Consider the following 26,649-nt stretch of genomic DNA (forward strand, 5'->3'; position numbering starts at 1 on the left):
CCGCTGTGTCTATTTCATGGCGTTTGGCGATCTCACCATAGCCTGCCTGACCGTCCAGGTAGCTCTGGATAACTGTCAGCCTGAACTGCTCCGAGTACCGATACATGAAAACACCCCAAAAGTTGGTGTCCAACTTTTGGGGTGCAGTTCACTGGGCCGGCTTTTTTGCGTCTGGACGATGAGTCCCAATCAGACTGCGGCTTCGTCCTGCTCACCGGTGCGGATACGGATCACGCGCTCGATCTCGGTCACAAAGATCTTGCCGTCACCGATCTTGCCCGTGTGGGCAGCCTTCACGATCGAATCGAGCACGGTGTCGAGCTGGTTCTCGGCCACGACCACTTCGATCTTGATCTTCGGCAGGAAATCGACCACGTACTCGGCGCCACGATACAGCTCGGTGTGGCCCTTCTGGCGGCCGAAGCCCTTTACCTCAGTCACGGTGAGGCCGGTCACGCCCACATCCGCCAGCGCCTCGCGCACTTCGTCGAGCTTGAACGGTTTGATGATGGCGGTAATCTGCTTCATGGCTGGCCTCTATTTGTGTTTGTCGGAAGATGACAGATTCTAGCCCGAAACCCGCCTCGGGATTGCGGGTATGGGCACACTTGGCCCCTTCGCCCCGGTTCGATCAGTCCGGAATCCGGGCCAGATCACGCACCCAGACCGCCGACTCCCCGTCGCTCGGGGCGCGCCAGTCGCCACGCGGCGAAAGCGACCCGCCCGAGCCCACTTTCGGGGCATTCGGCACGCAGGACCGCTTGAACTGGCTGGTGCGGAAGAATCGGTCGACGAAAATCCCCAGAACGCGCTTGATCTCGGCAAGTTCGTAGGCGTTACGCGCAACATGCGGCCCGTTCGGCCATTCGCCGCGCGCCACGTCGCCCCAGGCGCTGAGCGCCAGGAAGGCCACCTTGCTGGGCGAAAACCCGAAGCGCAGCGTGTAGTAGAGGTTGAAATCCTGCAATTCATACGGCCCGATGACCTGCTCGGTCTTCTGGCCCGGCGCCTTGTCCTGGCCGTCCGCAGCTGTGCCGCCGGGCACCAGTTCGGGGCTGATATCGGTGTCGAGCACGGCCGTCAGCACCGCTTCCCCGCCCTCCGCCACCTGGCCCGTTTCGGCCACCCAGCGCACCAGATGGCTGATCAGCGTCTTCGGCACGCTGGCGTTGACGTTGTAGTGGGACATATGGTCACCCACCCCATAGGTACACCAGCCGAGCGCCAGCTCGCTGAGGTCGCCGGTGCCAATCACGATGGCGTGATTGTGGTTGGCCAGCCGGAACAGGTGGTTGGTGCGCTCGCCGGCCTGCACGTTCTCGAAGGTCACGTCGTAGACCGGCTCGCCTTTCGCGTAGGGATGGTCGAGATCTTTCAGCATCGCCATGCAACTGGGACGAATATCGATCTCGCGCGCCGTGCAGCCAATCCAGGCCATCAGTTGCCGCGCCTGATCGAGCGTGCGGTCGCTGGTGGCGAAGCCCGGCATGGTGTAGCCGAGGATATTGGCGCGCGGCAGGCCCAGGCGGTCCATCGCGGCGGCGCAGACCAGCAGGGCATGGGTGGAATCCAGCCCACCCGAGACGCCGATAACCACCTTCGAAATCTTGCTCGACGACAGCCGCTGCACCAGCGCCTGCACCTGGATGTTGTAGACCTCCATGCAGCGCTCGTCGCGGCGGCGCGGATCGGCCGGCACATAGGGGAAGCGCTCTACCTTGCGCGCGAGCGGCAGGTTCTGCGTCGTGGGCACGTCCACGCGGAAGGAGACGATCTCGAATTTCTCGACTTCCTCGCGATGACGGCGCACCGAATGGCCGAAGGTGGTCTGGTGCATGCGCTCGCGCGAGAGCCGCTCCAGGTCCACATCGGCCGTCAACAGGTGGGAACGGTCCGAAAACCGCTCCGATTCGCCCAGAAGTTCCCCGTTCTCGTAGATCAGCGCCTGGCCGTCCCAGGCCAGGTCGGTGGAGGACTCCCCCTTGCCCGCCGAGGTGTACAGGTAGGCCGCCAGGCAGCGTGCCGACTGCTGCGACACCAGCTGGTGCCGGTAGCCGGACTTGCCGATGACGATATTCGACGCCGACAGGTTCACCAGCACGGTGGCCCCGGCCAGCGCGGCGAACGACGACGGCGGCACCGGCACCCAGACGTCCTCGCAGATTTCCACATGGAAACGGAAGAACGGGATGTTCTCGATCTCGAACAGCAGCCCCGCGCCGAACGGCACCGTGGCACCGAGCAGCGAGATACGGCCCTCGGTGGGGGCGCAGTCCGCCGCGCTGAACTGGCGCGCCTCGTAGAATTCCCAATAGTTCGGCAGGTAACTCTTTGGCACCACGCCCTGGATGGCGCCGTTGGCCACCACCACGGCGCAGTTGAATAGCTGATGTTCCACCACCAGCGGCATCCCKACCACCAGCGCGGCCGGCAGCGACACCGAGGCTTCCACGATGCGCTGGAGCGCCAGTTCGCACTCGCGCAGCAGCGCGCGCTGATGGAACAGGTCGTCGCAGGTGTAGGCCGACAGGCCCAGTTCCGGGAACGCGACCAGCGCCGCGCCGCCTTGCACGGCCTGGCGGGCCAGCTCCAGGGTCTGGTCGGCGTTATAGGCCGGATCCGCCACGCGGCACTCGGGCACGCCCACGGCCACGCGCGCAAAGCCGTGGGAATACAGGTTGAAGAACGGATGAGTCATGTCTGGCCTTCGGATTCGGGACGCCCGCATGCCGGCGCGGCAATCGGCGTGATGCCTGTCATTCTACGATGCGCACCGCGCAACCGTCGTGCACGCCACCTGGCGGCCCATGGCTGCGCCGCCGCACGTCTTCCGGTAGACTCGTCCGGCACCTGACGGACGTCAGACGKATCAAATAATCTTCAATTCTTGAGTGGGATCGGGCGGAATGCAGTCGGAATCGTGTCAGCCGGTGAGTGCACAGCCGGACACCCCGGTGGCTAACTACCGGAYGGAGATCGTCCTGGACCTGGCCGAGGTGCCAGCCGCCGACTGGGACGCCCTCGTGGCCGCCCAGCCCGACGCCACGCCCTTCCTGCGCCACGCCTTCCTGCACGCGATGCACACCAGCGGCAGCGCCACCGACGACACCGGCTGGTCGCCGCGCTTCCTGACGCTCTGGGTACAAGACGGGGTGCAAGCCGGCCACGGCACGGGCCGCGACCGGCTGGCCGCTGCGATGCCGCTCTACGCGAAATCGCATTCCTACGGCGAGTATGTGTTCGACTGGGCCTGGGCCGACGCCTATCGCCAGCACGACGTGCCCTACTACCCCAAGTGGCTGTCCGCCATTCCGTTCACGCCGGTGCGCGGCGCCCGGCTGCTGGCCGAGGACGACATCGCCCGCCGCCTGCTGCTGCGCTTTGCGCTGGCGTTGGCCGAGGAATCGGGCATGTCCTCGCTGCACGTGCTGTTTCCGTCCGACCATGAGGCCGATTTGATGGACGAAGCCGGCATGATGATGCGGCATGGCGTGCAGTTCCACTGGACCAACCCCGGCTACGCCGACTTTGACGCCTTTTTGGCCACGCTTTCGCAGAAGAAGCGCAAGAATATCCGCGCGGAGCGCCGGCGCGTGGCGGAGGCAGGCATCACCTTCCGGCAGCTGCACGGGGCGGAGATCGACGATGAGGCGTGGAAGTTCTTCAACCGCTGCTATCGCCAGACCTACCGCGAGCACCATTCGTCGCCCTACCTGAATCTGGACTTTTTCCGGCGCATCGGCGAGACCATGCCCGAGAACCTTCTGCTGGTGATAGCCACCCGGGAAGGCCGCGACATCGCCAGTTCGCTGGTCGTGTTCGATACCGATCCACGCGTCAGCACGCTCTATGGCCGCTACTGGGGCGCGCTGGAGCACCACCCGTGCCTCCACTTCGAGACTGCGTACTACCAGCCGCTCGAATTCTGCATCGCCGAGGGCCTGCGCACCTTCGAAGGCGGCGCTCAGGGCGAGCACAAGATGGCGCGCGGCTTCCTGCCGGTGGCCACGCGGTCCGCGCACTGGCTGGCGCACCCGTCCTTTGCCGATGCAGTGGAGCGCTTCCTGGCCCGCGAGCGCCAGGGCATCGACGCCTATCTCGACGAGTTGAACGATCACAGCCCCTTTGCCCGGGGCGAATAAAAAAACCCGCCAACTGGCGGGTTTTTTATCGATCATCGATCTGGTGCGAACCAGCTTACTTCTTGAAGTTCGCCACGCCGTCGGTGATTTCCTTGTGGGCTTCTTCGATGCCGGCCCAGCCGTCCACCTTGACCCACTTGCCGGCCTCAAGTGCCTTGTAGTGCTCAAAGAAGTGCTTGATCTGGTCGAGCGTGTTTTGCGGCACGTCGGACAGGCCCTTCATGAAGGCGGTAGCCGGGCTCAGCTTGTCCACGGGCACGGCCACCAGCTTGGCGTCCACGCCGGACTCGTCGGTCATCTTCAGCATGCCGAGCGCACGGCAGCGCACCACCGCGCCGGCCAGGATCGGGAACGGCGTCAGCACCAGCACGTCCACCGGGTCGCCGTCACCGGACAGCGTTTTCGGAATGAAGCCGTAGTTGGCCGGGTAGCGCATGCCCGTGCCGATGAAACGGTCGACGAACAGCAGGCCGGTTTCCTTGTCGGCCTCGTACTTCACCGGATCGCTCTGAGCCGAAATCTCGATGATGACGTTGAAATCGTTGGGAAGGTCCTTGCCCGGGGAGACGAGGTTGAAGCTCATGCGAGTTCTCCGAATGCCAGTGTTGTGGGATGGCGGGCATTATAGCGGTTCGCTCCTGACCCCACGCTGACAAGCACTGCAGCCGTGCCGCGCCCGAAGTACCAAGTGCCTTGCGCGGCGCGCACGGTGCGCGATAATGCGGCATTCCCGATTCAGCAGTCGCTCCATACCCGAGCACGGAGATAAGCATGCACGCCCAGCACTTCGTCGCCAACCGCCTGATCGCCCCCGATTCCGGCCTGCGCATCAAGGTTTTCGATCCCTCCAACGGCGAGCCGTTCGCCGAGATTGCCCGTGGCAACAGCACGGACATCAGCGTGGCCGTGCTGGCCGCCCGCCAGGCCGCCGAGGGCGCCTGGGGTGCCATGGCACCTGCAGAGCGTGTCCGCCTGTTGAACCGCGTGGCCGTCAAGCTGATGGACCACGAGGACGAACTGGCCGCGCTGGAGGCCCGCGACACCGGCAAGCCGCTGCGCCAGGCCCGCGCGGACGCCCGGGCCGTGGCCCGCTATTTCGAGTTCTACGCCGGCGCGGCGGACAAGCTGCACGGCCAGACCATCCCCTACCAGCCCGGCTACACGGTGCTGAACGTGCGCGAGCCGCACGGCGTGACGGGCCACATCATCCCCTGGAACTACCCGCTCCAGATCTTCGGCCGCAGCGTCGGCGCGGCCCTGGCCACCGGCAACGCCTGCGTGGTCAAGCCTGCGGAGGATGCCTGCCTGTCCCTGCTGCGCGTGGCCGAACTGGCTGCCGAGGCCGGCCTGCCGGAAGGCGCGCTCAATATCGTCACTGGCTATGGCCACGAGGCCGGCGCCGCGCTGGCCCGCCATCCGGGCATCAACCATATCTCCTTCACGGGCTCGCCCGAGACCGGCAAGATCGTCGCCCAGCTGGCGGCCGAAAACCATGTGCCGGTGACGCTGGAACTGGGCGGCAAGTCCCCGCAGATCGTGTTTGCCGATGCCGACCTGGACGTGCTGCTGCCCGTCATCGTCAACGGCATCGTCCAGAACGCCGGCCAGACCTGCTCGGCCGGCAGCCGGCTGCTGGTGGAGCGCTCTGTCTACGAGACCCTGCTGGACCGGCTCTCGGGCGTGTTCGAGTCGCTGCGCGTGGGGCCGTCCCAACTCGACCTCGAATGCGGCCCGCTGATCAGCCGCAAGCAGCAGCAACGCGTCTGGGACTTCGTTTCCGATGCCCAGCACGCCGGTATTGCGGTGATGGCGCAGGGCCAGATCGTCGGCGAGGCCCCGGAGTCTGGCTACTACCAGGTGCCGATGCTGTTCCGCGACGTGCCGCCCACGCACCGGCTGGCCCAGGAGGAAGTCTTCGGCCCGCTGCTGGCGGCGATGCCCTTCGATAGCGAGGAAGAAGCGCTGCGCCTCGCCAACGGCACCGCCTACGGGCTGGTGGCCGGCCTGTGGACGCGCGACGGCGCCCGCCAGCTGCGGCTGGCCCGCAAGCTGCGCGCCGGCCAGGTCTTCATCAACAACTACGGCGCCGGCGGCGGCGTGGAGCTGCCGTTCGGCGGCACCGGCCAGTCGGGCTACGGCCGCGAGAAGGGCTTCGAGGCCCTGTACGGATTCACCACTCTGAAAACCATCGCCATTCAACATGGGTAACATCAATTTTCTGTCGATCGCGTTCGCCATCTTCTTTTTCTGGATGGCCTGGCATGTCCGGAACAAGCGTGCCACCAACCCGTCCGGCATGCCCCGCCTGCAGGTGTTCAAGCGCAAATGGGGCGACACCGTGGGCGACCGCGTCCACTGGTGCCTCTACGTGGCCCTGCCCTTCCTGCTGGCCGTGATGATGGTGGCCAACGCCCTGCGCGGACGAGGGCCGTTCTCGCACTAGTTAACTAGCAGCATGTCCGCCAGCGGCGCCAAGACCGCGACGGGCCTATCGATATAGGAGACAGCAACATGGCAAGACTGGCTGGCAAGGTGGCCGTGGTCACGGGCGGTGGCTCGGGTTTCGGCGAAGGCATCGCCCATACGTTCGCGCGCGAAGGCGCCGCCGTGATGGTGGCCGACCTCAACCTGGAGGCGGCCGAGCGCGTCGCCGCCGCGATCCGCGAACAGCATGGCGCRACAGGTGGCAACGCCCGCGCAGTCCGCGCCGACGTAGCCCAGGGCGACGACGTGGCCGCCATGCGCGACGCCACGCTGGCCGCCTTCGGCGACGTGCACATCGTGGTCAACAACGCCGGCACCACCCATCGCAACAAGCCGATCCTGGAAATCACCGAAGACGAGTTCGACCGCGTCTACGCGGTCAACGTCAAGAGCATCTACTGGTCGGCCCGGCACTTCATCCCCCACTTCCGCCAGCGCGGCGGCGGCAACTTCGTCAACGTGGCTTCCACCGCCGGCATCMGGCCCCGCCCAGGGCTGGTCTGGTACAACGGCAGCAAGGGCGCCGTCATCACGGCCAGCAAGGCCATGGCGGCCGAACTCGGCCCGGACAACATCCGCGTGAACTGCGTCAACCCGGTGATCGGAGCCACCGGCCTGCTCGAACAGTTCATGGGCCTGCCGGACACCCCCGAGAACCGCGCCAAATTCCTCGCCACGATCCCCATGGGGCGCATGTCCACCCCGCAGGACGTGGCCAATGCCTGCCTCTACCTCGCCTMGGACGAGGCGGCGTTCATCACCGGCACCTGTATCGAAGTGGACGGCGGGCGCTGCGTGTAGCGCCCGCCCCCTTCACAACCCGCGGCAACGTCTTATAAGAACCCAATGAGGAGACATTCATGACAACGACCGCAGTGAACCCCGGCGTGCGCGACGCCGGTTTCGAAGACGCCACCTACCGCAAGGTGAGCTGGCGCCTCGTGCCCTTCCTGTTGCTGTGCTACGTGGTGGCCTACCTGGACCGCGTGAACGTGGGCTTCGCCAAGCTCCAGATGCTCAACGACCTCAAGTTCAGCGAGACCATCTACGGGCTGGGTGCCGGCATCTTCTTCATCGGCTACTTCCTGTTCGAGGTCCCCAGCAACGTAATCCTGCATCGCGTGGGCGCGCGCATCTGGATCGCCCGGATCATGATCACCTGGGGCTTGATCTCGGCGTCGATGATGTTCGTGACCACGCCGACGATGTTCTACGTGCTGCGTTTCMTGCTTGGCGTGGCCGAAGCGGGATTCTTCCCCGGCATCATCCTGTACCTGACCTACTGGTACCCGGCGGAGCGGCGCGGGCGCACCACTACGTTCTTCATGACGGCTATCGCGCTCTCGGGCGTGATCGGCGGGCCGCTGTCCGGCTGGGTCATGCAGGCGTTCGATGGCCACAACGGCTGGTCCGGCTGGCAGTGGATGTTCCTGCTCGAAGGCATTCCGTCGATCCTGGTCGGCCTGTGGGTGCTCGCCTACCTCGATGACCGCATCCGCCACGCCAAGTGGCTGACCGAGGACGAGAAGGCGCTGCTCGAGCGCAATATCGCCAACGAGGAGCAGCACAAGGAAGACCCGCCGATCCGCAAGGTGCTGTCCAGCCCGCGCGTCTGGCTGATGAGCGCGATCTACTTCTGCTTCGTGATGGGCCTCTACGGCGTGAGTTTCTGGCTGCCGACGATCATCAAGCAGACCGGCGTGAAGGGCGCGCTGGACATCGGCCTGCTGACGGCGATTCCCTACGGCTGCGCGGTGATCGGCATGATCCTGGTGGCGTATAGCGCCGACAAGCGGGGCGAGCGGCGCTGGCATATCGCGCTGCCGGCGCTGGCCGGGGCGGTGGGGCTGGTGCTGTCGGTGCAGTGGCATGGCGACACCACGCTGGCCATGGTGGCGCTGACGCTGGCCACCATCGGCATCCTGACCACGCTGCCGCTGTTCTGGAGCCTGCCCACGGCCTTCCTGGCCGGCACGGGCGCAGCGGCTGGTATCGCGCTGATCAACTCGCTCGGCAACCTGGCCGGCTTTATCAGCCCCTACGCGGTGGGCTGGCTCAAGGACCTGACCCAGAGCACCGACTCKGGCATGTATCTGCTGGCGATCTGCCTGGTGGCGGGCGCGGCGCTGACGCTGTCGGTGCCGGCGACGATGGTGAATCGCAAGGCTTGACGCTATTGGCTTCGGCCAACGCCGTCCCTCTCCCCCGCCCCTCTCCCGGAGGGAGAGGGGAGAACACCGGGAGCATCTGAAACGCCAACTGTTGTCTCCCCTCTCCCGCTTGCGGGAGAGGGGTCGGGGGAGCGGGCCGGCGCGTCAAGCCCTCAGGCGTCGCCCAGCATCTGAGCCACCGAGCCGGCAGCGTTGCCGGCCTTCTCGCCGATCAGCTGGCGCAGCGTACGCAGCAGTTCATCCTCATTGAACGGCTTGCCCAGATAGACGTTCACGCCGATCTCGGCCGCGTAGCGGCGGTGCTTCTCGGCCGTACGTGACGTAATCATCACCACCGGCATGTGCGTGGTGCGGCTATCGGCGCGGACGTTGCGCGTGAGGTCGAAGCCGTCCATGTTCGGCATCTCGATATCCACGAGCATCGCGTCCGGCATCACCTCCTGCAACTGCCGCAGCGCATCCACGCCATCGCGCGCCAGCACCACCTGGTAGCCCGCGCGCGTCAGCAGCCGCTGGCTGGCCTTGCGCACCGTGAGCGAATCGTCGACCACCATCACGGTAGGCAGCGTCATCAGGCCCGAGACCGGCCGGGCATCCCCTGCCCCGACGAACTCGGCCACCGCGCCGGTGTTGTCGGTCGATGCCAGAAGCGCCGTCGGCGTCACCTCGCCGCGCTCGCGCACGAACCGCTGCGCCAGCACCACCGGGTTGTAGATCAGCACGATCTCGCCATCGCCGAGCGTGGTGGCGCCGGCAATGCCCTCCAGACGCGCGAGGTGGGGACCGATATGCTTCACCACCACTTCGCGGTTGCCGATCACCTCGTCCACGTGCACCGCCACGCGGTCCGCGCCCGAGCGCACCACCACCACGGGCGAATACTTCCGGCCCGAGGCAATCGCCGCGCTCTCTTCGAGCAGCGTGCCGAAATAGTAGAACGGCGCTTCCACACCGGCGCCCGGACCCGTCGTCGCGCCGAAGCGGCCGGCGTTGTAGGCCTCCAGCAGCGGCTTTTCGCGCAGCTGGTGGACCTGGTCGATCATGCCGCTCGGCATCGCATACAGGCGGCCGCCCAGCGAGACCAGCAGCACCTGCGTGATGGCCGTGGTCAGCGGCAGGTGCACCGTGAAGCTGGTGCCCCGGCCCGCCTCGGTGGAGAGCGTGATCCGGCCGCCCAGCGCCACGGTTTCGGCCCGGACTACGTCCATGCCCACGCCGCGCCCGGCCAGCTCGGACACCTCGTCCGCCGTCGAGAAGCCCGGCGTGAAAATCATCTCGGTCAGGCGCGCGTCGCTGGCGTCTTCCTCGTGCGTCAGCAACTGGCGGCTGATGGCCCGCTCGCGGATACGCCCGAGGTCCAGCCCGCCACCGTCGTCGAAGAAGGTCAGCACCACCTCGTTGCCTTCCTGCTGCACTTCCAGCGTCAGCGCGCCCGTGGTGGACTTGCCCACTGCGCGGCGTGCGTCCGCCGGCTCGATGCCGTGCACCACGGCATTGCGGATCAAGTGCTCGATCGGGCCGGCCATGCGGTCCAGCACCGAGCGGTCGATCTCCACCGTGCCGCCCTTGATCAGCAGGCGCACTTCCTTGCCGGTTTCGGTGGCCGACTGGCGCGCCACGCGGTACAGGCGCTCGGCCAGTGCATCGAACTGCACCATGCGGGCCTGCATCAGCCCGCGTTGCAGGCCGCGCGTGAGCCGGGCCTGCGCGGCGAGGTCACCCGAGGCGCGGTCGAAGCCGCGCTGCAGGTTCTGCTCCACCGTGGCCACGTCGTTCACGSACTCGGCCATCATCCGCGTCAGTTCCTGGAACCGCGTGAAGCGGTCGAACTCGAGCGGATCGAAGTCCGGGCTCTGCTGCGTATCKGCAATCCGCGACGCCATCTGCGTCTCGGCCTGGATTTCGATCTCGCGCAACTGGGTGCGCAGACGCCCCACGTTGTCGTTCAGTTCGCCGAGGTAGGCGCGCAGCGCTTCCAGCTCGCTGTCCAGCCGGGCGCGCGTGGCGCCGACTTCGCCGGCGTCGTTGATCAGCGTGTCCAGCGCCCGGGCCTGCACGCGCACCAGCGCGCGCTGGCGGTCGGCCTCCGGGGCCTTGGTAGCAGTGGCCGGCAGTTGCGGAGCGGCCGTGGCCAGTGCGGTGCCCGGGGTGTCGATCGATGCCGTGATGGCAGCCGGCGCATTGGCCGAGGCAGCGGGCACTGCGTCCGGCTCGACCAGCCCGTTCACCACATCGGCATCGTCCACCGGCAGCAGGCGGCCGTTCTGGAGCGCGTCCACGTGCGCGAGGATCCGGTCGTACCAGGCGTAGAGCTTGCCGAACAGGTCCGGCGTCACGCGCTGGCCGCGCACGGAGGCTTCCAGCAGCGTTTCCATTTCATGCGCGGCCTGCCCCAGCGCCATCGCGCCGGCCATGCGGGCGCTGCCCTTGAGCGTGTGCAGCGCGCGCAGCACCAGCCCGCCCTGCTGCGTCTCCTCGGGCGTGGCTTCCCAGGTGCGCACCAGCTTGCCGAGTTCGGGCAGGCTGCCGTGCGCCTCCTCCAGGAAGATGTCGACCAGATCGGCGTCCAGCGACGAGGCGTCGAGCGATTCGTCCGACTGCGGCACCTCCGGCGACTGCGCGGAGACATGGGCGACAGCCACCTGCTCATGACGCGGCGCCGTCGGCATGGCGATGACCACGGCATCGTGCACCGGAGTGACCGGGCTGATGGGCGTTAGCGTCGGCGGGGCCACCGGCGGCAGCGAGGTGATCGGCGTCAGCTTGGCCGGCGCATCGGTCACGGCCGGCAGTGCCGGGGTCGGCGCGGCCGGTTCGGTAACGGGCGGCAGCGGCGACAGCGGCGTGGCCTGCAGGATCTGGGTATTGCCGAATAGCTGCGCGACCGAGCCTTCCTGGTCCGCCTGCGCCTGCTCGCCCGTCACGGTGGCGCGCGGGCGCATCAGCGCGCGTTCGCCGAAATCGTTCAGGTCACGGCACAGCGCCGGGTCGGCATCGGGCCAGACCCCGGCGGCGAACTGGTGCAGCATCGCGCGCAGCCGCTCCACGGCCTGCTCGAGCAGGCGGAAGTCGCCCGGATGCATCACCACGGGGTGGCGGCCCAGCAGCAACAGCAGTTGTTCGAGGGCCTCGGCGATGTCGCGCACCGGCTCCAGCCCCACCGTGGAGGCGCTGCCCTGCAGCGTATGCGCCACGCGCAGCGCCAGCTCGCTCGGGCACGGATGGTTCTCGTGCTTCCACTCGGACAGGTCGGTGGCGAACTGGCGCACCAGATCGTCGGCCTCCTGCAGGTAGACGTTGTAGAGCGCCAGCCCGATGCGCACCGGGCCAATCACCTTGTAGTGGTCGTCGTCGCTGGCCAGCCCGCCCAAGAGGCGGAACGGCAGCACATTGCTGTCCTCGGCCTCGGCCGCCGGCTGCTCAGGGGCGACCGGCTGCGCCGGGGCGGCCTGCCCGGGCGCGTTGGCCTGGGCGTGGGCCAGCAGGGCATCGAGCGAATCGATGGCATCTTCCGGCGCGGCGGCGGGCGCATCGGCAGACAGATCGGCCTGACCGGGCTCGCGCACGGCCTGAGCTTCCGCCACAAGCGCGGCGATGTCGCGCTGGGTGCCGGCGTCGGCCTGCAGGGCGACGGCCCATTCGCGCAGCAGATCGTGCGCGTGGTGCAGCAGCGCCAGCAGCGCGGGCATCGGCTCGCGTGCCTCGGCAATCCACAGGTTCATCACCTGTTCGATAGCCCACGCGGCCTCGCCGTAGCGGTTCAGGCCGACCATGCGGCTGGAACCCTTGAGCGTGTGGAAGGCGCGGCGTGTGCGGCTCAGCACGTCGGCGTCGCGCAGCGCGTCGAGCCCGCCGGGCAAGTCGGCGGCGATGTTGCCGAGCACTTCCTCGGCTTCGGACAGGAAGATCTCGAGCAGTTCGGCGTCGACCCCGGCGGCGTCGCTGGGCATCGGGGCGGACGGCGCGGCGGACGAGGCCAGCCCGGCGGCGGGCATCGGGTCGGCCAGCGCCACGATCATGCGTTCGGCGGCGGAGTCGCTGCCGGCCAGCCACGCGTGCAGCTGCGTGGTGGCGTCGGTGACCTGGCGGCGCAGCGCGGCATCGTCGTCGATGGCGGCCTGGTCGCTCACAGCCTGCAAGGCGGCGCGCAGGCGCTGGATCTCGGGCGAATCGGCGCCGGCGGCTACGCGGATGGCGTCCATCGCGGCGTGGCGCGCGGCGGCCAGCGCGGTGGCGGGCACCTCGTCGTTCCGGCGCGGCGCGAGGGCGCCGTCGTCGGTGGCATCGGCCTGACGGCGGCCGAATTCGAGGATGTCGGCAAAGGCATGCACCGCGCCGAGTTCGGCGGCAATCTCGGACAACTGGGCCACGCGGGCCGGCTGGGTGTCGATGCCACGCAGCACGTCCAGCCGCGCCAGCACGGCGCGCGTGGCGGCCAGTGCGGCGGTGGCGGCTTCGTCGATGCCTTCCGGCATCGCGGCGCTACCGATCAAACGCTCCAGCGTGGCCAGCAGCCCGCCAAACGCCTGCGCGGCATCGCCGAGCGTGTTGACGGCATCGGGCTTGGCCGCGTTGCGGTCGAAGGTATCGAGCCAGGACTCGCCGCTGTCGAGCTGGGCGCGCAGCCGGGTCACGGCCTCGGCGCGCAGCGCCTGGGCGTTGGCGGTCTCGACCATCGTGGCGAGCCAGTCAGGCGCGGTGGCGGCGGGGTCGGCCAGGCAGGCGGCGAGCTGGTCGCAGCGGGCGGCGAATTCGGCGGCGGACGCATGGCCGGACTGCCCATGCACGCGCCACGGCATGGCCAGCGCGCGCGCGAGGAACAGCGCCACGCCGGTTGGCCCCAGGGCGGCGCCAGTCTCGCCGGGCACGTTGCGCTGCCCGGCATGGGCAGCGGAATGGGCAACAGCGGCGCTCAGGCAGTGCTGGAGCGCGGGCTGGGCCAGCGGCTGCGCGGCCTCGGCCAGCGAAGCCAGCGCGAGTTCCCATCCGGCCTGATCGTCGGCAGCCGCGCGCTCGATCGCGGCGGCGGCGTTCTGGAGGTTGCGCGTGTCGATCGGATCGAGCCAGCCGTAGTAGCGCCGGCGATAGTCGGCACGCGCCACGGCGTGGGCCGGATCGACGCGGAAAGCCTGCAGGCCGCGCGCGATGTCGGCGCGCAGCACCTGCACGGCGGCCTGTACCGCCGGCGGCGTGGTGTCCTCAGGGCCATCGGGCGTCAGGCCGGTGCTGACCAGCAGGAACACGGCATCGTTGAGCAGCGCCTGCGGCACGCGCACCTGCCCTTGCAGGTACTGGCGCAGCAGCAGGTGGGCGCGCGCGGCGAAGCGCTTGGCGAGCAGGTCGGACGGCAGCAGCCCGTGCGCCAGCGCGCGGAACACCATCGACAGCGTCAGCCAGATGCCCCGGTCCGGGGTATCGGTGGTGCGGCGCGCGTTCTGTTCGTGGTTCCGAACATCGTCCAGCGCCGTTTGCAGCGGCAGGTAGGCTTCGCGCAGCAGCGCGCCGTCCGTGCAGGGCGTGGGCAGGCGCAGCGCCTTGAGCAGCGCGGCCTCGAAGCGCTGGCGCGCGCGCGTGACCGACGACGTGGAGCGCGTGGGCAGCACGATGCCGGGCAGCATCTGCAATTCCTCCAGCCACAGGTCGGCCGGATGGACGCGCTCCTCCTTCATCAGGACAAGGGCGTCGGCGTAGGGCTGGAACAGGCGCAGCGGATCCTCGGGATCGCCGGCCATCAGGTCATCGACATACTCGGCCAGGGCCTGCACGCCGCGCCGGAACACGCCGAGCGTCTCCGGGCTGGCGGCGACGGTACCGGCGTCGATGGCTTCCAGCAGGCGGCGCATGGCCTGGCAGTGCGCATCCACGCCACGCAGGCCGACGATGTGTACCGCCCCGGCAGCCTGGTGCAGCTGCTGGCCGGCCAGGCGCAGCGACGTGGTGTCGCGCGCGCCCAGCGCCTCGGGGGCCTGCTGGATCTCGTCCACATAGTGGCCAAGCTCGGCGGCGGCATCGTCCAGCGCGGTACGCAGGCTCGGCGCGAGCCAGGCCAGCACCGACAGGTCGCGCTGCGGCACGGCGGCCGGCGTGGCGGCCTCGCCCTGCACCGGCGGTTGCGGCGCGGCCGGGTCAGCCACGTCGCTCGATACGGAAAAATTCAATGACATGACACAATCCGTTGCGCCCGCGCGCGGGCCTCGATGCAGGTTTTATGCAAGTCAGGCGATCTTGAACCGCGACACCGAGTTACGCAGTTCTTCGGTCAGTGCCGTCAGCTGGCGCACCGAGGTGGCGGTCTGGCGCGTACCGGACGTGGTCTGGGCGGTCACCTGGAGAATGCCGTCGATGTGGCGCGCCACGTTGGTGGCCAGCCCGGCCTCGTGCGAGGTGGTCTGCGAGATCTGCTCGATCAGCTCGGCCAGCTGGCGCGACACGCGGCCAATCTCGACCAGTGCGGCACCGGCGTTATCGGACAGCCGCGCCCCTTCCACCACGCCCTGCGTGCTGCGCTCCATGGCGTGCACGGCGTCCTGGGTATCGGTCTGAATCGTGCGGATCAGCGCGCCGATCTGCTTGGTGGCCTCGCCGGAACGTTCGGCCAGACGCTGCACTTCTTCCGCCACCACCGAGAAGCCGCGGCCTGCCTCGCCGGCCGAAGCCGCCTGGATGGCGGCGTTCAGTGCCAGCACGTTGGTCTGCTCGGTAATGTCCGAGATCAGCTCGACGATTTCGCCAATCTCCTGCGACGACTCGCCCAGCCGCTTGATCCGCTTCGACGTTTCCTGAATCTGGTCGCGGATGCCGTTCATGCCGGTAATCGCGTTTTCCACAGCCTGCTGGCCCTGCTCCGCAGCGGCCAGCGAGGCGCGGGCCACGTTGGCGGACTCCGCCGCGCCGCGCGACACCTGCGTGATGCGGTCTGCCATCTCCACCACCGACTCGCCGGTCTGGCGGATCTGGCGCGATTGCTCTTCGGTCGTGGCAGCCAGCTGCACCGAGGTTTCCTGCACCTGGCTCGAGGCCTGCTGCACGTCCACGGCGGTCTGCTGCACCCGGCCGACCAGTTCCTTCAGTTCTTCCACGGTGTAGTTCACCGAGTCGGCGATGGCGCCGGTGATGTCCTCGGTCACGGTGGCCTGACGCGTCAAGTCACCGTCAGCGATGTCCTGCAGCTCGTTCATCAGCTGCAGAATGGCCTTCTGGGTGGCGTCGTTGTTACGCTTTTCGTCGAGGCGGCGGGCTTCGGCCTCGCGTTCGCGCGCCTCGGCTTCCAGCGCCCGGACGCGCGAGTCGCGCAGGTAGAGCGCGGCCAGCCCGGCCAGGAAGATCAGCGTGGACAGCGCGGAGACGATGGTTGCGCCGAGGGTCCAGGGGCGGTAGCGGGCGCCGTCCGAGTAGGCGGTCTGGAGCGTGGACAGCTCGCCGCGCAGGGCCTCGTTGTCGTTGAAGATCTGCTGCTGGGCGCGCTTGGCGGCAATCAGGCCCGGCAGGTTCTGGAGAATCGTCTGCGTGGTCTTCTGCACGGCCTCGAAGCGCTGCGAGAGCTGCTGGAGGTAGCTGCGCGTCTCGGCGTCGGTGGCGGCGGTCAGGCGCAGGGCGTCCGAGCCGTTCATCAGGCCGTCCAGCGTTTCGCGGAAGGTGTTGGTGTCCTTGCCGAGCAGGAACGCGGTCTCGGGGTTGACGCCTTCGCCGGAGAGGAACTCGTTCAGGTTCTTACCCAGGCGCTGGGTCAGCATCACGAGCTGCGCGGAGGCGGCCACCTCGCGGGCGTTGGAGCCGGCCTGGAGCTTGATCGCGGCCACCTGTTCGGCGGCCTCGAGCAGTTCGGGGTTCGAGGCGTTGAAGATCTGGAGCGTCTGGCCGATGGTGGTCAGAATCGGCTGCTGGGCCAGCACGTCGCCGGCGCTCTTCTCGGAGCGCTTCCACGAGTTCATGGCGGTCTCGAGCAGCGGAATCGCCGTGCCCGTGGTGGCGCTGACGTGCTTCTCGTCGCTGCCGTTCTGGAGCGCCAGCAGGTCGGCCGTGAGCTGTTCCTTGGACTGGCGCAGCTGCGTGAAGGCCTGTGCGTTGCCCAGCAGTGCCACCGGCACCGCCTTGCCCAGACGCTGCGAGTGCATCAGCATGTTACCGGCGATTTCGATCTGCGCCGCGCCGTTGGTGGCCTGGCGGTTATCGAGATACACCGAGGCCAGCAGTGCCACCAGCGACACCACCACGCCCACCGTCAGCGTACGCTGCTGCGACGCGAACGGCATGCGCGACAGCCAGCCGGACAGTTGCTCCACCGGGGTACGGCCCAGGCCGCCCTTGTCAGCGCCAGCGCTGCCCTTGGCGAACACCGACCGGCGCGGCGCCACGGCTTCGGCGGCGGCTCCCGCGGCAGCCGTCCGGCGTCCCAGGCTCATCTTCTTGATACCCATAGCAACCCTCTGTCCGTTTGTTTTTTGATTCGTTGGTACTGCGTCTTGATGTTCCGCTATCGACTGTCAGCTATCGGCTTTCGACCATCGGCTCAGGCCACCACGCGGCCCACCTGGAGGAACGCCGGGGCGTCCAGCAACTGGCGGATGTCCAGCACCTGCCAGTCGCGCCCGTCGCGGTCCGCGAAGCGCGGGCCGTGCCATTCGGCGGCGAGATCCGCGTGCCCCGCCGGGGCGTCGCCGTGCGGCAGCGAGAGGTCGCCGGCATGGCGCAGCCCCACCACCCGCGTGGCGATGATCCCGCACGCGCGCTCCACGTGGCGCGACAGCACCACGATCTTGCTGCCCGGCTGCACGGGCGTGTGCCCCTCGCCGCAGAACAGGCCGAAATCGATCACCCCGAGCAGGTTGCCCCGCGCGTTGACCAGTCCGCGGTACCACGGCTGGGTCAGCGGCACGCCGGCCGGCTGGCGCATCTCCAGCACCTCGCCGGTATCGGGCAGCGGCAGCAGCCAGTGGCGCTGGCCCACCAGCACGCCGAGGTAGCTGTCCACGGCGGGCAGGTTGCGCGCGTCGCGCAGGCGACGGGCCAGCATGGCCTGATAGTCCTGCAAGCGGGTCTGGCGGGCACGGATGTCTTGGCGCGGCGCGTTCATGGTCGGCATACCGGTGGATAAGAGACCGCCTGGCAGATGGCGGACACAGCGTCACCCCTGCCCGCATCGCGGCGGGCGGCGTGACGGCAAACCCCGGGCCTCCAAGGCCCGGCAGGCAGTTCGGTGCGGCTCAGTGCGCCAGCGCGGCGATCTTCGACAGCAGCTCGTCGCTGTCCACCGGCTTGACGATGTAGTCCGATGCGCCCTGGCGCATCCCCCAGATGCGGTCCGTGTCGAGGCCCTTGCTGGTGCACATGATCACGGGAATGTCCTTGAAGCGGTCGTCGCGCTTGATGGCGCGGGTGGTCTGGTAGCCGTTCTGGCCGGGCATGACCACATCCATCAGGATCAGGTCGAAGGCTTCCGCCTCGAGCCGGGCCATGGCCTGGTCGCTGTTGCCGGCCACCGAGACCTTGAAACCTTTCTTGCCGAGCAAGTCGGACATGAACAGCGCTTCGGTGGGGGAATCGTCGACGATAAGGATTTTGCTGATGGTCATTGGTGTGTTTCCTGGATGCTTTTGCGTGGCGGCGTTCAGGGTCAGGCCGCCACGACCGCACCCTCTTCCTGCGCACAGCCGCCAAGGCAGGTCTCTACGGCCTGCATCAGGGCTTCACGGGAAAAGGGCTTGGCGAGATGGTCGTGCGCGCCGACGAGCTTGCCGCGCGAACGGTCGAACACGCCGTCGCGGGACGACAGCATGATCACCGGGATCGCGTGGAACCTCGGGCTTTTCTTGATCAGGGAACAGGTTTGGTAGCCGTCCAGCCGGGGCATCAGGATGTCGCAGAAGATGACGTCCGGGTGCATGTCGCCGACCTTGGCGAGCGCCTCGAAGCCATCCTCGGCGAGCATGACCTGATAGCCTGCCTGCGACAGGAAGATCTCCGCCGTCCGGCGGATGGTGCTGGAATCGTCGATCACAAGGATCTTGCGGCGCAATGCCGCGGCTGCCTTGACGGCACCGGCGTCGCCGGTGTTGACCCCATCGACGGACGTGTTTTCTTCTGTTTGAGCGACCCGCATACTGTTCCCGCGACCAGCTGCCCGCACGAATGCAGGCGCCGGTATTCACTTGAGAACACCCGCACGGCAACGCTTGGCGCGCCGGCGGCCCCCGATTTCCAAATTCCCAATCAAAAAAAGCCCGGTCAATCCGACCGGCGCCGGCGGCGCGACCCGTGCGTCCGCCCGACGTATTGCTGTGTTATTGCTCTGATAGTGCTAGTTTTGCCGCAAAGTGTGACGACTCGCGGTGGGGCCGTCAATCCGGTTCGTCCGGCGCGGCCCGCCGATCTGTCGCTTTGGCGCGACGCGTCGGGGTTTTCGGGGTGGATGACGGCCAGGCGTCAGATCGCCACCATCTCGAAGTCTTCCTTGCGCGCGCCGCACTCCGGACAGGTCCAGTTGATCGGCACGTCTTCCCATTTGGTGCCCGGCGCGATGCCGTCTTCCGGCGAACCGGTGGCCTCGTCGTAGATCCAACCGCAGATCAGGCACATCCAAGTCTTGTATTCCATATGCAGGCTCTTGCCACTCTCCATTAAAATTCCAGCGCAGATGGTACATAAACCGCGCCGCCGGCGCCACCCATGGGGCGGCGCAATCCTGCCAATATCGTCGCGTTCGCGCATGTTAGCGTGCAGATGCCGTTCAAACGGCGCGTATTTCGCCCAGATTGCCTGCTTTTCCGGCATCTGACCGCTAGCCGCCCGGCTCCGGCCCCCGGCAAGCCCATTTTCATCCTGTATCGGATTACAACTCCTGCCATGTCCCGTAACCAGCAGCTTTTCGACCGCGCCCAGCAGACCATTCCCGGTGGCGTGAACTCGCCCGTGCGCGCTTTCCGCTCCGTGGGCGGCACGCCGCGCTTCATCACCCGCGCCGAGGGCGCCTATATGTGGGATGCGGACGGCCAGCGCTATATCGACTACATCGGCTCCTGGGGGCCGATGATCCTCGGCCATGCCCATCCGGCCGTGGTCAAGGCCGTGCAGGACACCGCCGCCGGCAGCTTCTCCTTTGGCGCGCCCACCGAGGGCGAGATCGAGATGGCCGAGGAAATCTGCAAGCTGGTGCCGTCGATCGAGCAGGTGCGGCTGGTGTCGTCCGGCACGGAGGCCACCATGAGCGCGCTGCGGCTGGCGCGCGGCTTCACCGGGCGCGACCTGATCATCAAGTTCGAGGGCTGCTACCACGGCCACGCGGACAGCCTGCTGGTCAAGGCCGGCTCGGGCCTGCTGACCTTCGCGGACACCACCCAGAACGCGCCGTCCTCGGCCGGCGTGCCCGCCGACGTGACGCGCCACACCATGGTGCTCGAGTACAACAACGTCACCCAGCTCGAGGAAGCCTTCGCGCGCCACAAGGGCGAGATCGCCGCCGTGATCGTGGAGCCGGTGGCCGGCAACATGAACCTGGTGCGCGCCACGGCCGCCTTCCTCCAGTCCATGCGCAACCTGTGCAGCGAGCACGGCGCCGTGCTGATCTTCGACGAAGTGATGACCGGCTTCCGCGTGGCGCTGGGCGGCGCGCAGGCCCACTACGGCATCAAACCGGACATGACCTGCCTGGGCAAGGTGATTGGCGGCGGCATGCCGGCGGCGGCGTTCGGCGGCCGGCGCGACATCATGGCCAAGCTGGCGCCGCTGGGCGGTGTCTACCAGGCCGGCACGCTGTCCGGCAACCCGCTGGCCGTGGCCGCCGGCCTGACCACGCTGAAGCTGATCCAGGCGCCGGGCTTCCACGACCAGCTGGCCGCGCAGACGCGCAAGCTGACTGATGGCCTGACCGCCGCTGCCCGTGCCGCCAACGTGCCGTTCGCCGCGGACGCCATCGGCGGCATGTTCGGCCTCTATTTCACCCAGACGGTGCCGACCAGCTTCGCCGAGGTAACCAAGGCCGACGTYGGGCGCTTCAACCGCTTCTTCCACGCCATGCTGAACGAGGGCGTGTACCTGGCKCCATCGGCGTTCGAAGCCGGCTTTGTCTCGGCCAAGCACGACGACGCGATCATCGCCACTACCGTGGAAGCGGCCGCCCGCGCCTTCCAGGCCGGCTAAGCGGCTGTCGAGTGACCCAAGAGGCGCGCCCGGCGCGCCTCGCTCTCCCCTTACTCTTCCTTCACACTCAGGGCGGCGCCCCAATGCCGTGCGCTACACTTGGATTTTGCCGATCCCGGCCATTCCAGGAGTCATCGATGCGCGCTGCCCTCCCATCCCTGTTCGTCCTGCCCTCGCCCGCCGCCCTTGGCCGCTGGCTCGCCATGGCCCTGCTGGCCAGCCTGCTCAGCGCCTGCGGCTACAACGATTTCCAGTCGAAGGACGAGGCCGTCAAGGCGGCATGGGGCGAAGTCGTCAACCAGTACCAGCGCCGTGCGGACCTGATCCCGAACCTGGTCGCCACGGTCAAGGGCTACGCCAGCCATGAGCGCGAGACGCTCGAGGCCGTGACCAAGGCCCGCGCCCAGGCCACCAGCATTCAGGTGACGCCGGAGACACTCAACGATCCCGAGGCCTTCGCCCGCTTCCAGCAGGCACAGGGGCAGCTGACCAGCGCGCTGTCGCGCCTGCTGGCGATCTCCGAGAACTATCCCCAACTGAAGGCCGACGCCGCGTTCCGCGACCTGCAATCGCAGCTCGAAGGCACCGAAAACCGCATCACCGTGGCGCGGCAGCGCTATATCGCGGCGGTGCAGTCGTACAACGTGCTGGCGCGCAGCTTCCCGACCAATCTCACGGCCAAGGTGTTCGGCTACCCGGTCAAGCCGTCGTTCACGGTGGAGAACGAGAAGGCCATCTCCACGCCGCCGGCCGTCAAGTTCTGACGCGGCGCATCGCCATCATGCGCGCCGCCCTGCTCCGCTTTTTCGGCATCTGGCTATGCCTTGCGGCGATATTCGCCGCCCATCCCGCCCGGGCGGCAGACGGCTTTGTCGCGGTGCCGCCGCTCACCCAGCGCGTGACCGACCTGACCGGCACGCTGGCCCCGCAACAGCGCGCCGCGCTGGAAAACGTGCTGGCCGAGTACGAGCAACAGCGCGGCAGCCAGATCTTCGTGCTGATGGTGCCGACGACCGAGCCCGAGACCATCGACCAGTACAGCATCCGCGTGGCGGACGCGTGGAAGGCGGGGCGCCAGAGCATCGACGACGGGGTGATCCTGCTGATCGCCAAAGACAACCCGCCCGGCTTGCGCAAGATGCGCATCGAGACCGGGCGCGGCGTGCAGGGGTCGCTGACCGACGCGGTGTCCTCGCGCATCCTGCGCGACGTGATGGCCCCGCATTTCCGCCAGAACGATTTCTACGGYGGCCTCGCGGCGGGCATCTCGGCCATCCAGTCCGCCATCGACAAGGAGGCGTTGCCTGGGCCCGAGCGGAAAGCCGGCAATGCAGCGACCTCTGCCCTCAACGACTGGCTGCCCGTGCTGTTCCCGCTCGCCATCGTCGTATTTTTCTTTCTTTCAGCGATCCTGCGGCGCGGACGCGGCCCGCAGATCGTGACCGGCCGGCGCGGCTGGCCGACCACCACGGCTGGTGGATTGGGCGGGCTGGGCGGGTATGAGGTCGGGCGCCGCTGGGGCGGAGGTGGTGGCGGCTTCGGCGGAGGCGGCGGTGGTGGCGGTGGATTCAGCGGCGGAGGCGGCGGCGGCTTCGACGGCGGCGGCGCCTCGGGTAACTGGTAATCGGGAGGCTGGCTGATGAAAGCAATCAGGGAGAAGTCTCTCAAGCGGGCGCTACGGCACCTCGGCTCGACATCATCGGCGGCGCGCAAGGCGTTCCCCGCCGAGGCCCAGCACCAGTTGCAGGTGGCCGTGCACGCCGGCGAACAGCATCATCGCGGGGAAGTCCGCGTGGTCATCGAGGCGAGCATGCCGTGGGAACTGGCCTGGCGCGGCACCACGCCACGCGAACGCGCCCGTGCGCTGTTCGGCGCACTGGAGGTGTGGAACACCGAGGACCACACGGGCGTGCTGCTCTATATCAACCTCGCCGATCATGCGGTGGAAATCCTCGCGGACCGGGGGATTGACGCGTGCGTTAGCGCGCGGGTGTGGGAGAAGGTTTGCGCCGGGCTGACGGTGGGGCTACGGGAGTCGCTGTCGGTACGGCCAGTGCTGGATGCGGTGGGGGAGATCCATGCGCTGCTGATGGAGCATTTTCCTTCGGGGGATGGGTTTAATCAGAATGAGTTGGACGATCGGCCGATGGTGCTCTGAGGTTTGGGGTGTTGGCTTTTGGGCTCAAAACCCAACACCGCCCCTCAAACCTTCCCTCCCCGCTTCTCCATCAAATACCACCCCGCCGCCACAACCTGCAGCCCCACCAACCCACCCCAAACCACCCAATGCGCCACAACCGGATAACGCCCCCCGGATGACGGCCAGAAATCGAGCACAAACCCAATCCCCACCTGAAACACAAAGGTCGCGAGGAAAACAGTCAACGTCATGGCTGTCGTCGCCCGCCCGATCAGCGCGTCGGGAAAACGTCGCGCCAGCAGTGCGTAGGTCAGGATCCCGCTGGAGCCGAACACCCCGTAGGCCGCCCACAGCACGGCGAGCGGCACGAACGGCAGCCKCGCCATCAGCAGCAGTTGCACGACGATGAAGCCGATCATCCCGAAGCCGGCGAACGCGTAGAGGCTAACCCCGCGCCGCTCCAGGTGCCGGGCCGCCCAGCCCGCGCCGACGCAGCCGGCCATCATGGCGAAGCCGATCACCGACACCAGCCGCGCGCCCTCGGACGGCGCCAGCCCCTGCACATCGCGCATGAACGCGCTGACCCAGAGCGTCTGCACGGCCAGGAAGATGCCCTGGTTCAGCAGCGTCAGCGGCACCACCCGCCAGAACTTCTCGCTGACCAGGATCAGCCGCGTGCCGCGCAGTTGCTCGGCGAAGGTTTCCTTGCCCGGGCGCCGGGCGTCCGGCACGCCGAACCAGAGCAGCACGGCCATGGCGAACGACAGCGCCGCCAGCCCGACGCTAATGGTGCGCCAGTCCGTCCAGGCCAGCAGCCAGGACAGCGGGCTGCCGACCACCACCGCGCCCAGCCCGCCGATCGCCATCACCAGCCCGTTCAGCAACGGCATGCGTGACAGCGGGAACCACATCGAGAGCGCCTGGATGGCCGCGCCGAGGCAGACCGACACCCCCACGCCGATCATCGCCCGCCCGGCGGCCAGGCCGGCCATGCCCGGGGCGAAGGCGAACACCAGCGACCCGGCGACGGCCAGCAGCAGCAAGGCGGCCTCGGTACGGCGCGGGCCGTAGCGGTCGAGCAGGATGCCGGCCGGCAGTTGCGCGCAGGCAAAGCCGAGGAAATAGAAACTGGTGAGCAGCCCCAGATCGGCCGCCGACAGGCCTAGCTCGCGCGTCAGGAACGGCGCGAAGCCGAGATTCACGCCCCGGAAGATATATGAGACCAGAAACCCAAGCGAAAACACCGCGAGCACGCGCCAGCGCGGGTTGGCGGCCTGGTTCGGTTGGGAAGCGAGGGAATCGGAGGGGGTTGTCGGGGAGGCGCCTGGCATGATCTTCACCATCGTGGTGCAAAACCTGCGAAAGATACCACGCCCCCAGCAAGCCAGCAGGCCGTGTAACGCTTGCAAATCATTGACGGTGTCTGTTTCCAAGCTGTAACAGTGCCAGGCCCACCGCAATACGATGTGTCCTCTGCATTACCCCAAGATCGAAACGAGAATCGTTGATTTGAGGGTCCAGTTTCAACTTTGAAACGTTTTGGCCCGCAGGCCATTTTTGGCGAATTTCGGTCCACCCTTAGGTCACGAGGATGAGGCCACGTGGCGGAGACAATTCTTCTGCAATTGGCCTCGCCCAAACGACCGATCCGCAGGCCCTTGCTATCGCCCGCTCCGGGGCGGTCCAAACGCATCACCGGCGGTTCCGGTGTACCGCGTTTCAGTTAGGTGTGTCCCCCACACCGCCAGTCCATACGGATGAGTCCCGTCGTCTATGCAGTAATCGGCGCTCCATGGATGTAACGTTTTTGGCCATTTTGGCCTCTACGTCTTTCCCCGGGGAAAAAACGCGTGGACGCCGGGTTGTCTGCACATTTGCCCGCTCATATAGGAATTGCACTGCCTATTTCCAGCGAAAACCCGCAACCGGGTGCATGAGCCGACTCGTAACCATCTAGAAACATTTGGTTACATCGTCTCGCAAACGACGCATGGTCCAACCCCCACCCCTATACAAATCAACGTCTTAGCGTCCGTGGCACGTTCGTCGCGAATGTACCGCAACCACGGAATGCCAGGCCAACCTGCAAAGACAGGCGCCAGGCGGATCCAGAGAACAAGTGGGAACGGGGAAGGCGGTGACGCGAGTCAGCGCCCAGGGAGGAAAAAGCGACCGGCCAGCTGCATGGTCGGTCCGGCCCAGCGGCACGCCGCGAAGCCTCGCAGTCTTGCAGCACTTTCAGGCGCGTTTCGGTCCCTGGAGAGGTTCGGACCGGTACGCGGCACCCGCCCAGGATGCATGCCGCAGGGAGTGGCCATGCATCGGGTGACAAGCGCTAGACCGGCCTTGCCGGGCGTGCGCGAGCCTGAGCCAGGTGGAATCGGAAAGATGTCACGACAGTGCGGCTCTTTCGGTTTGGCCTCGGTCGGAAGTTCGGCCGAAACCTTGTGCCCGATCTCCAGCGGGCGCTTTTTTCCCCACCAACCGTGAAGTGAAGGAGAAAGACATGTCCACCATGTTCGATGGCATCAAGCGTTTCGTTCGTGAAGAAGACGGCGCAGCCGGTGTGGAGTACGCCCTGCTGCTGGCCTTCGTGGCCCTCGTGATGGTGACCTATGGCACCACCGTGAAGACCGCCGTCGGCACCATCTGGAATTCGATCGCCACCGCGCTCGCCGCGGCCTGAACGACTTCCGGCACCCCCGGACCGGGCTCCGCGCCATGGGCCCCGGTCCGGCCAGATTCCTGACATGCCGATCGCATCGATCGCACCGATCCACGGGAAGGCCGCCATGTTCTCCGTTGCCGCAGCCGCCAATCTGAGCCTCGTCGCCATGGTGATCGTCGCTGCCGTGAGCGATGCCCGCTCGCGCCGCATCCCGAACTGGCTCGTGGCCGCCGGACTGACGCTGGCCCTGATGGCGCAGGTTGCCACCCACGGCCCGGCGGACGGCGCCGTGGTCTGGGTCGGCGGGGCCGCCACCGGCGCGGTCATGCTGCTCGCGGTCTACCTGATGGGCGGCATGGGCGCCGGCGACGTGAAGCTGATGGGGGCCGTGGGGGCCTTTATGGGCGTGGCGGGCGCCGCGCATGTGGCCGTGGTCGGCTTCCTGGCCGGCGGTGCGCTGGCCATCGCCGCCCTGCTGCTGCGCCGCATCGCCGCGGCACGCCGGATCGCCGCACGCAAGCCCGTCCGGCTGCCGTACGGCGTGGCCATCGCCACGGCCACGCTGCTGGTGAAGTGGGAGCTGTTCTGAACAACACGGAGACGGCGCGCCTCCGGCTTGCGCGCCACTAACGAGAAGGTCCCGATGCTGTGACAACAGGGACCAGGAACGGGGGAATCGCCATGCACCACAGCAGCCGCATGCATGCGCCACACAGAGACGCCAGGCCCTGCGCCTCGGCACACCGCCACGGCTCCGGGTCGCGCCCAGACCACCACATGACAGCCGCCAGCGGCCAGGACCCGGCCCGCCGGACCGGACGCCAACGCGCCACCAGGCACGCCGGGCGCCCCGCCATTCCCGCCACGTGCCCGCGCACCCTGGCACATCGCACCATCTTCTTCTGAGCA

General features: G+C 67.6%; 22 protein-coding genes. 11 read left to right on the forward strand and 11 right to left on the reverse strand.

Annotation, left to right across the window (positions count from 1 at the left end; genetic code table 11):
• The 3 genes from AC1EJR_RS23915 to AC1EJR_RS23925 form a co-directional block, all read right to left on the reverse strand.
• A partial coding sequence (locus AC1EJR_RS23915) for a transposase (RefSeq protein WP_477147672.1) occupies nt 1–106 on the reverse strand: 106 nt, incomplete at its 3' end.
• Between the two features lie 83 nt (nt 107–189).
• Complete coding sequence (gene glnK / locus AC1EJR_RS23920) at nt 190–528, reverse strand: P-II family nitrogen regulator (RefSeq protein WP_061957551.1); 339 nt, start codon at nt 526–528, stop codon at nt 190–192.
• A gap of 103 nt (nt 529–631) precedes the next feature.
• Nucleotides 632–2,698, reverse strand: a complete 2,067-nt coding sequence (locus AC1EJR_RS23925; RefSeq protein ID WP_092298324.1) for an NAD(+) synthase — start codon at nt 2,696–2,698, stop codon at nt 632–634.
• A 208-nt stretch (nt 2,699–2,906) separates the two neighbouring features.
• Here AC1EJR_RS23925 and AC1EJR_RS23930 point away from each other — a divergent pair, with 208 nt between their 5' ends.
• Nucleotides 2,907–4,142 (forward strand): GNAT family N-acetyltransferase, encoded by a 1,236-nt coding sequence (locus tag AC1EJR_RS23930; RefSeq protein WP_477147653.1) that lies wholly within the window; start codon nt 2,907–2,909, stop codon nt 4,140–4,142.
• Between the two features lie 55 nt (nt 4,143–4,197).
• Here AC1EJR_RS23930 and ppa read toward each other — a convergent pair whose 3' ends face one another.
• Nucleotides 4,198–4,725: an inorganic diphosphatase gene (ppa, locus tag AC1EJR_RS23935; protein ID WP_092298318.1), complete on the reverse strand. Its 528-nt coding sequence runs from the start codon at nt 4,723–4,725 to the stop codon at nt 4,198–4,200.
• Between the two features lie 188 nt (nt 4,726–4,913).
• Between ppa and AC1EJR_RS23940 the strand changes: the two genes are divergently transcribed.
• From AC1EJR_RS23940 to AC1EJR_RS23955, 4 genes are all read left to right on the forward strand, one after another.
• Entirely contained in the window at nt 4,914–6,350 is a 1,437-nt protein-coding gene (locus AC1EJR_RS23940) for an aldehyde dehydrogenase family protein (RefSeq protein ID WP_477113793.1), read from the forward strand.
• Nucleotides 6,343–6,585 (forward strand): hypothetical protein, encoded by a 243-nt coding sequence (locus tag AC1EJR_RS23945; protein WP_092298312.1) that lies wholly within the window; start codon nt 6,343–6,345, stop codon nt 6,583–6,585. Before AC1EJR_RS23940 ends, AC1EJR_RS23945 begins: the two co-directional genes overlap by 8 nt.
• A gap of 68 nt (nt 6,586–6,653) precedes the next feature.
• A complete protein-coding gene (locus tag AC1EJR_RS23950) occupies nt 6,654–7,427 on the forward strand; it encodes an SDR family oxidoreductase (protein WP_477147654.1) in 774 nt (257 codons plus the stop codon).
• A gap of 59 nt (nt 7,428–7,486) precedes the next feature.
• A complete protein-coding gene (locus AC1EJR_RS23955; protein ID WP_477147655.1) occupies nt 7,487–8,797 on the forward strand; it encodes an MFS transporter in 1,311 nt (436 codons plus the stop codon).
• Between the two features lie 152 nt (nt 8,798–8,949).
• On the opposite strand, the gene AC1EJR_RS23960 is transcribed toward AC1EJR_RS23955, so the two are convergent.
• The 6 genes from AC1EJR_RS23960 to AC1EJR_RS23985 form a co-directional block, all read right to left on the reverse strand.
• Nucleotides 8,950–14,961 (reverse strand): hybrid sensor histidine kinase/response regulator, encoded by a 6,012-nt coding sequence (locus AC1EJR_RS23960; RefSeq protein WP_477147656.1) that lies wholly within the window; start codon nt 14,959–14,961, stop codon nt 8,950–8,952.
• Nucleotides 14,962–15,012: 51 nt separating this feature from the next.
• Entirely contained in the window at nt 15,013–17,214 is a 2,202-nt protein-coding gene (locus AC1EJR_RS23965; protein WP_092298300.1) for a methyl-accepting chemotaxis protein, read from the reverse strand.
• A 92-nt stretch (nt 17,215–17,306) separates the two neighbouring features.
• Nucleotides 17,307–17,870, reverse strand: coding sequence for a chemotaxis protein CheW (locus AC1EJR_RS23970; RefSeq protein WP_092298465.1), 564 nt, complete (start codon nt 17,868–17,870; stop codon nt 17,307–17,309).
• 130 nt (nt 17,871–18,000) lie between these two features.
• A complete protein-coding gene (locus AC1EJR_RS23975) occupies nt 18,001–18,369 on the reverse strand; it encodes a response regulator (RefSeq protein ID WP_092298297.1) in 369 nt (122 codons plus the stop codon).
• A gap of 41 nt (nt 18,370–18,410) precedes the next feature.
• The gene (locus tag AC1EJR_RS23980) at nt 18,411–18,896 is read right to left on the reverse strand and encodes a response regulator (RefSeq protein WP_092298294.1); all 486 of its coding nucleotides are present in this window, start codon (nt 18,894–18,896) and stop codon (nt 18,411–18,413) included.
• Nucleotides 18,897–19,219: 323 nt separating this feature from the next.
• A complete protein-coding gene (locus AC1EJR_RS23985) occupies nt 19,220–19,390 on the reverse strand; it encodes a rubredoxin (protein WP_092298462.1) in 171 nt (56 codons plus the stop codon).
• 249 nt (nt 19,391–19,639) lie between these two features.
• On the opposite strand from AC1EJR_RS23985, the gene hemL reads away from it, so the two are divergent.
• The 4 genes from hemL to AC1EJR_RS24005 all read left to right on the forward strand — a co-directional run bounded on the left by hemL (nt 19,640) and on the right by AC1EJR_RS24005 (nt 23,090).
• The gene (gene hemL, locus AC1EJR_RS23990) at nt 19,640–20,932 is read left to right on the forward strand and encodes a glutamate-1-semialdehyde 2,1-aminomutase (protein ID WP_477113796.1); all 1,293 of its coding nucleotides are present in this window, start codon (nt 19,640–19,642) and stop codon (nt 20,930–20,932) included.
• A 137-nt stretch (nt 20,933–21,069) separates the two neighbouring features.
• Nucleotides 21,070–21,696 carry a LemA family protein gene (locus AC1EJR_RS23995; RefSeq protein ID WP_092298288.1) on the forward strand — a complete coding sequence of 209 codons (627 nt, stop codon included), beginning with the start codon at nt 21,070–21,072 and terminating at the stop codon, nt 21,694–21,696.
• 17 nt (nt 21,697–21,713) lie between these two features.
• Entirely contained in the window at nt 21,714–22,556 is an 843-nt protein-coding gene (locus tag AC1EJR_RS24000; RefSeq protein WP_477105974.1) for a TPM domain-containing protein, read from the forward strand.
• 15 nt (nt 22,557–22,571) lie between these two features.
• Nucleotides 22,572–23,090 (forward strand): TPM domain-containing protein, encoded by a 519-nt coding sequence (locus AC1EJR_RS24005; RefSeq protein WP_477113797.1) that lies wholly within the window; start codon nt 22,572–22,574, stop codon nt 23,088–23,090.
• 44 nt (nt 23,091–23,134) lie between these two features.
• Here AC1EJR_RS24005 and AC1EJR_RS24010 read toward each other — a convergent pair whose 3' ends face one another.
• Nucleotides 23,135–24,403, reverse strand: coding sequence for an MFS transporter (locus AC1EJR_RS24010; protein WP_092298460.1), 1,269 nt, complete (start codon nt 24,401–24,403; stop codon nt 23,135–23,137).
• A gap of 1,175 nt (nt 24,404–25,578) precedes the next feature.
• On the opposite strand from AC1EJR_RS24010, the gene AC1EJR_RS24015 reads away from it, so the two are divergent.
• Both AC1EJR_RS24015 and AC1EJR_RS24020 read left to right on the forward strand, forming a co-directional pair.
• Nucleotides 25,579–25,758 carry a Flp family type IVb pilin gene (locus AC1EJR_RS24015; protein WP_369823509.1) on the forward strand — a complete coding sequence of 60 codons (180 nt, stop codon included), beginning with the start codon at nt 25,579–25,581 and terminating at the stop codon, nt 25,756–25,758.
• A gap of 64 nt (nt 25,759–25,822) precedes the next feature.
• A complete protein-coding gene (locus AC1EJR_RS24020; RefSeq protein ID WP_369823511.1) occupies nt 25,823–26,329 on the forward strand; it encodes an A24 family peptidase in 507 nt (168 codons plus the stop codon).
• Nucleotides 26,330–26,649 lie beyond the last annotated feature (320 nt).

Source organism: Cupriavidus sp. 05T42 (assembly GCF_056396345.1).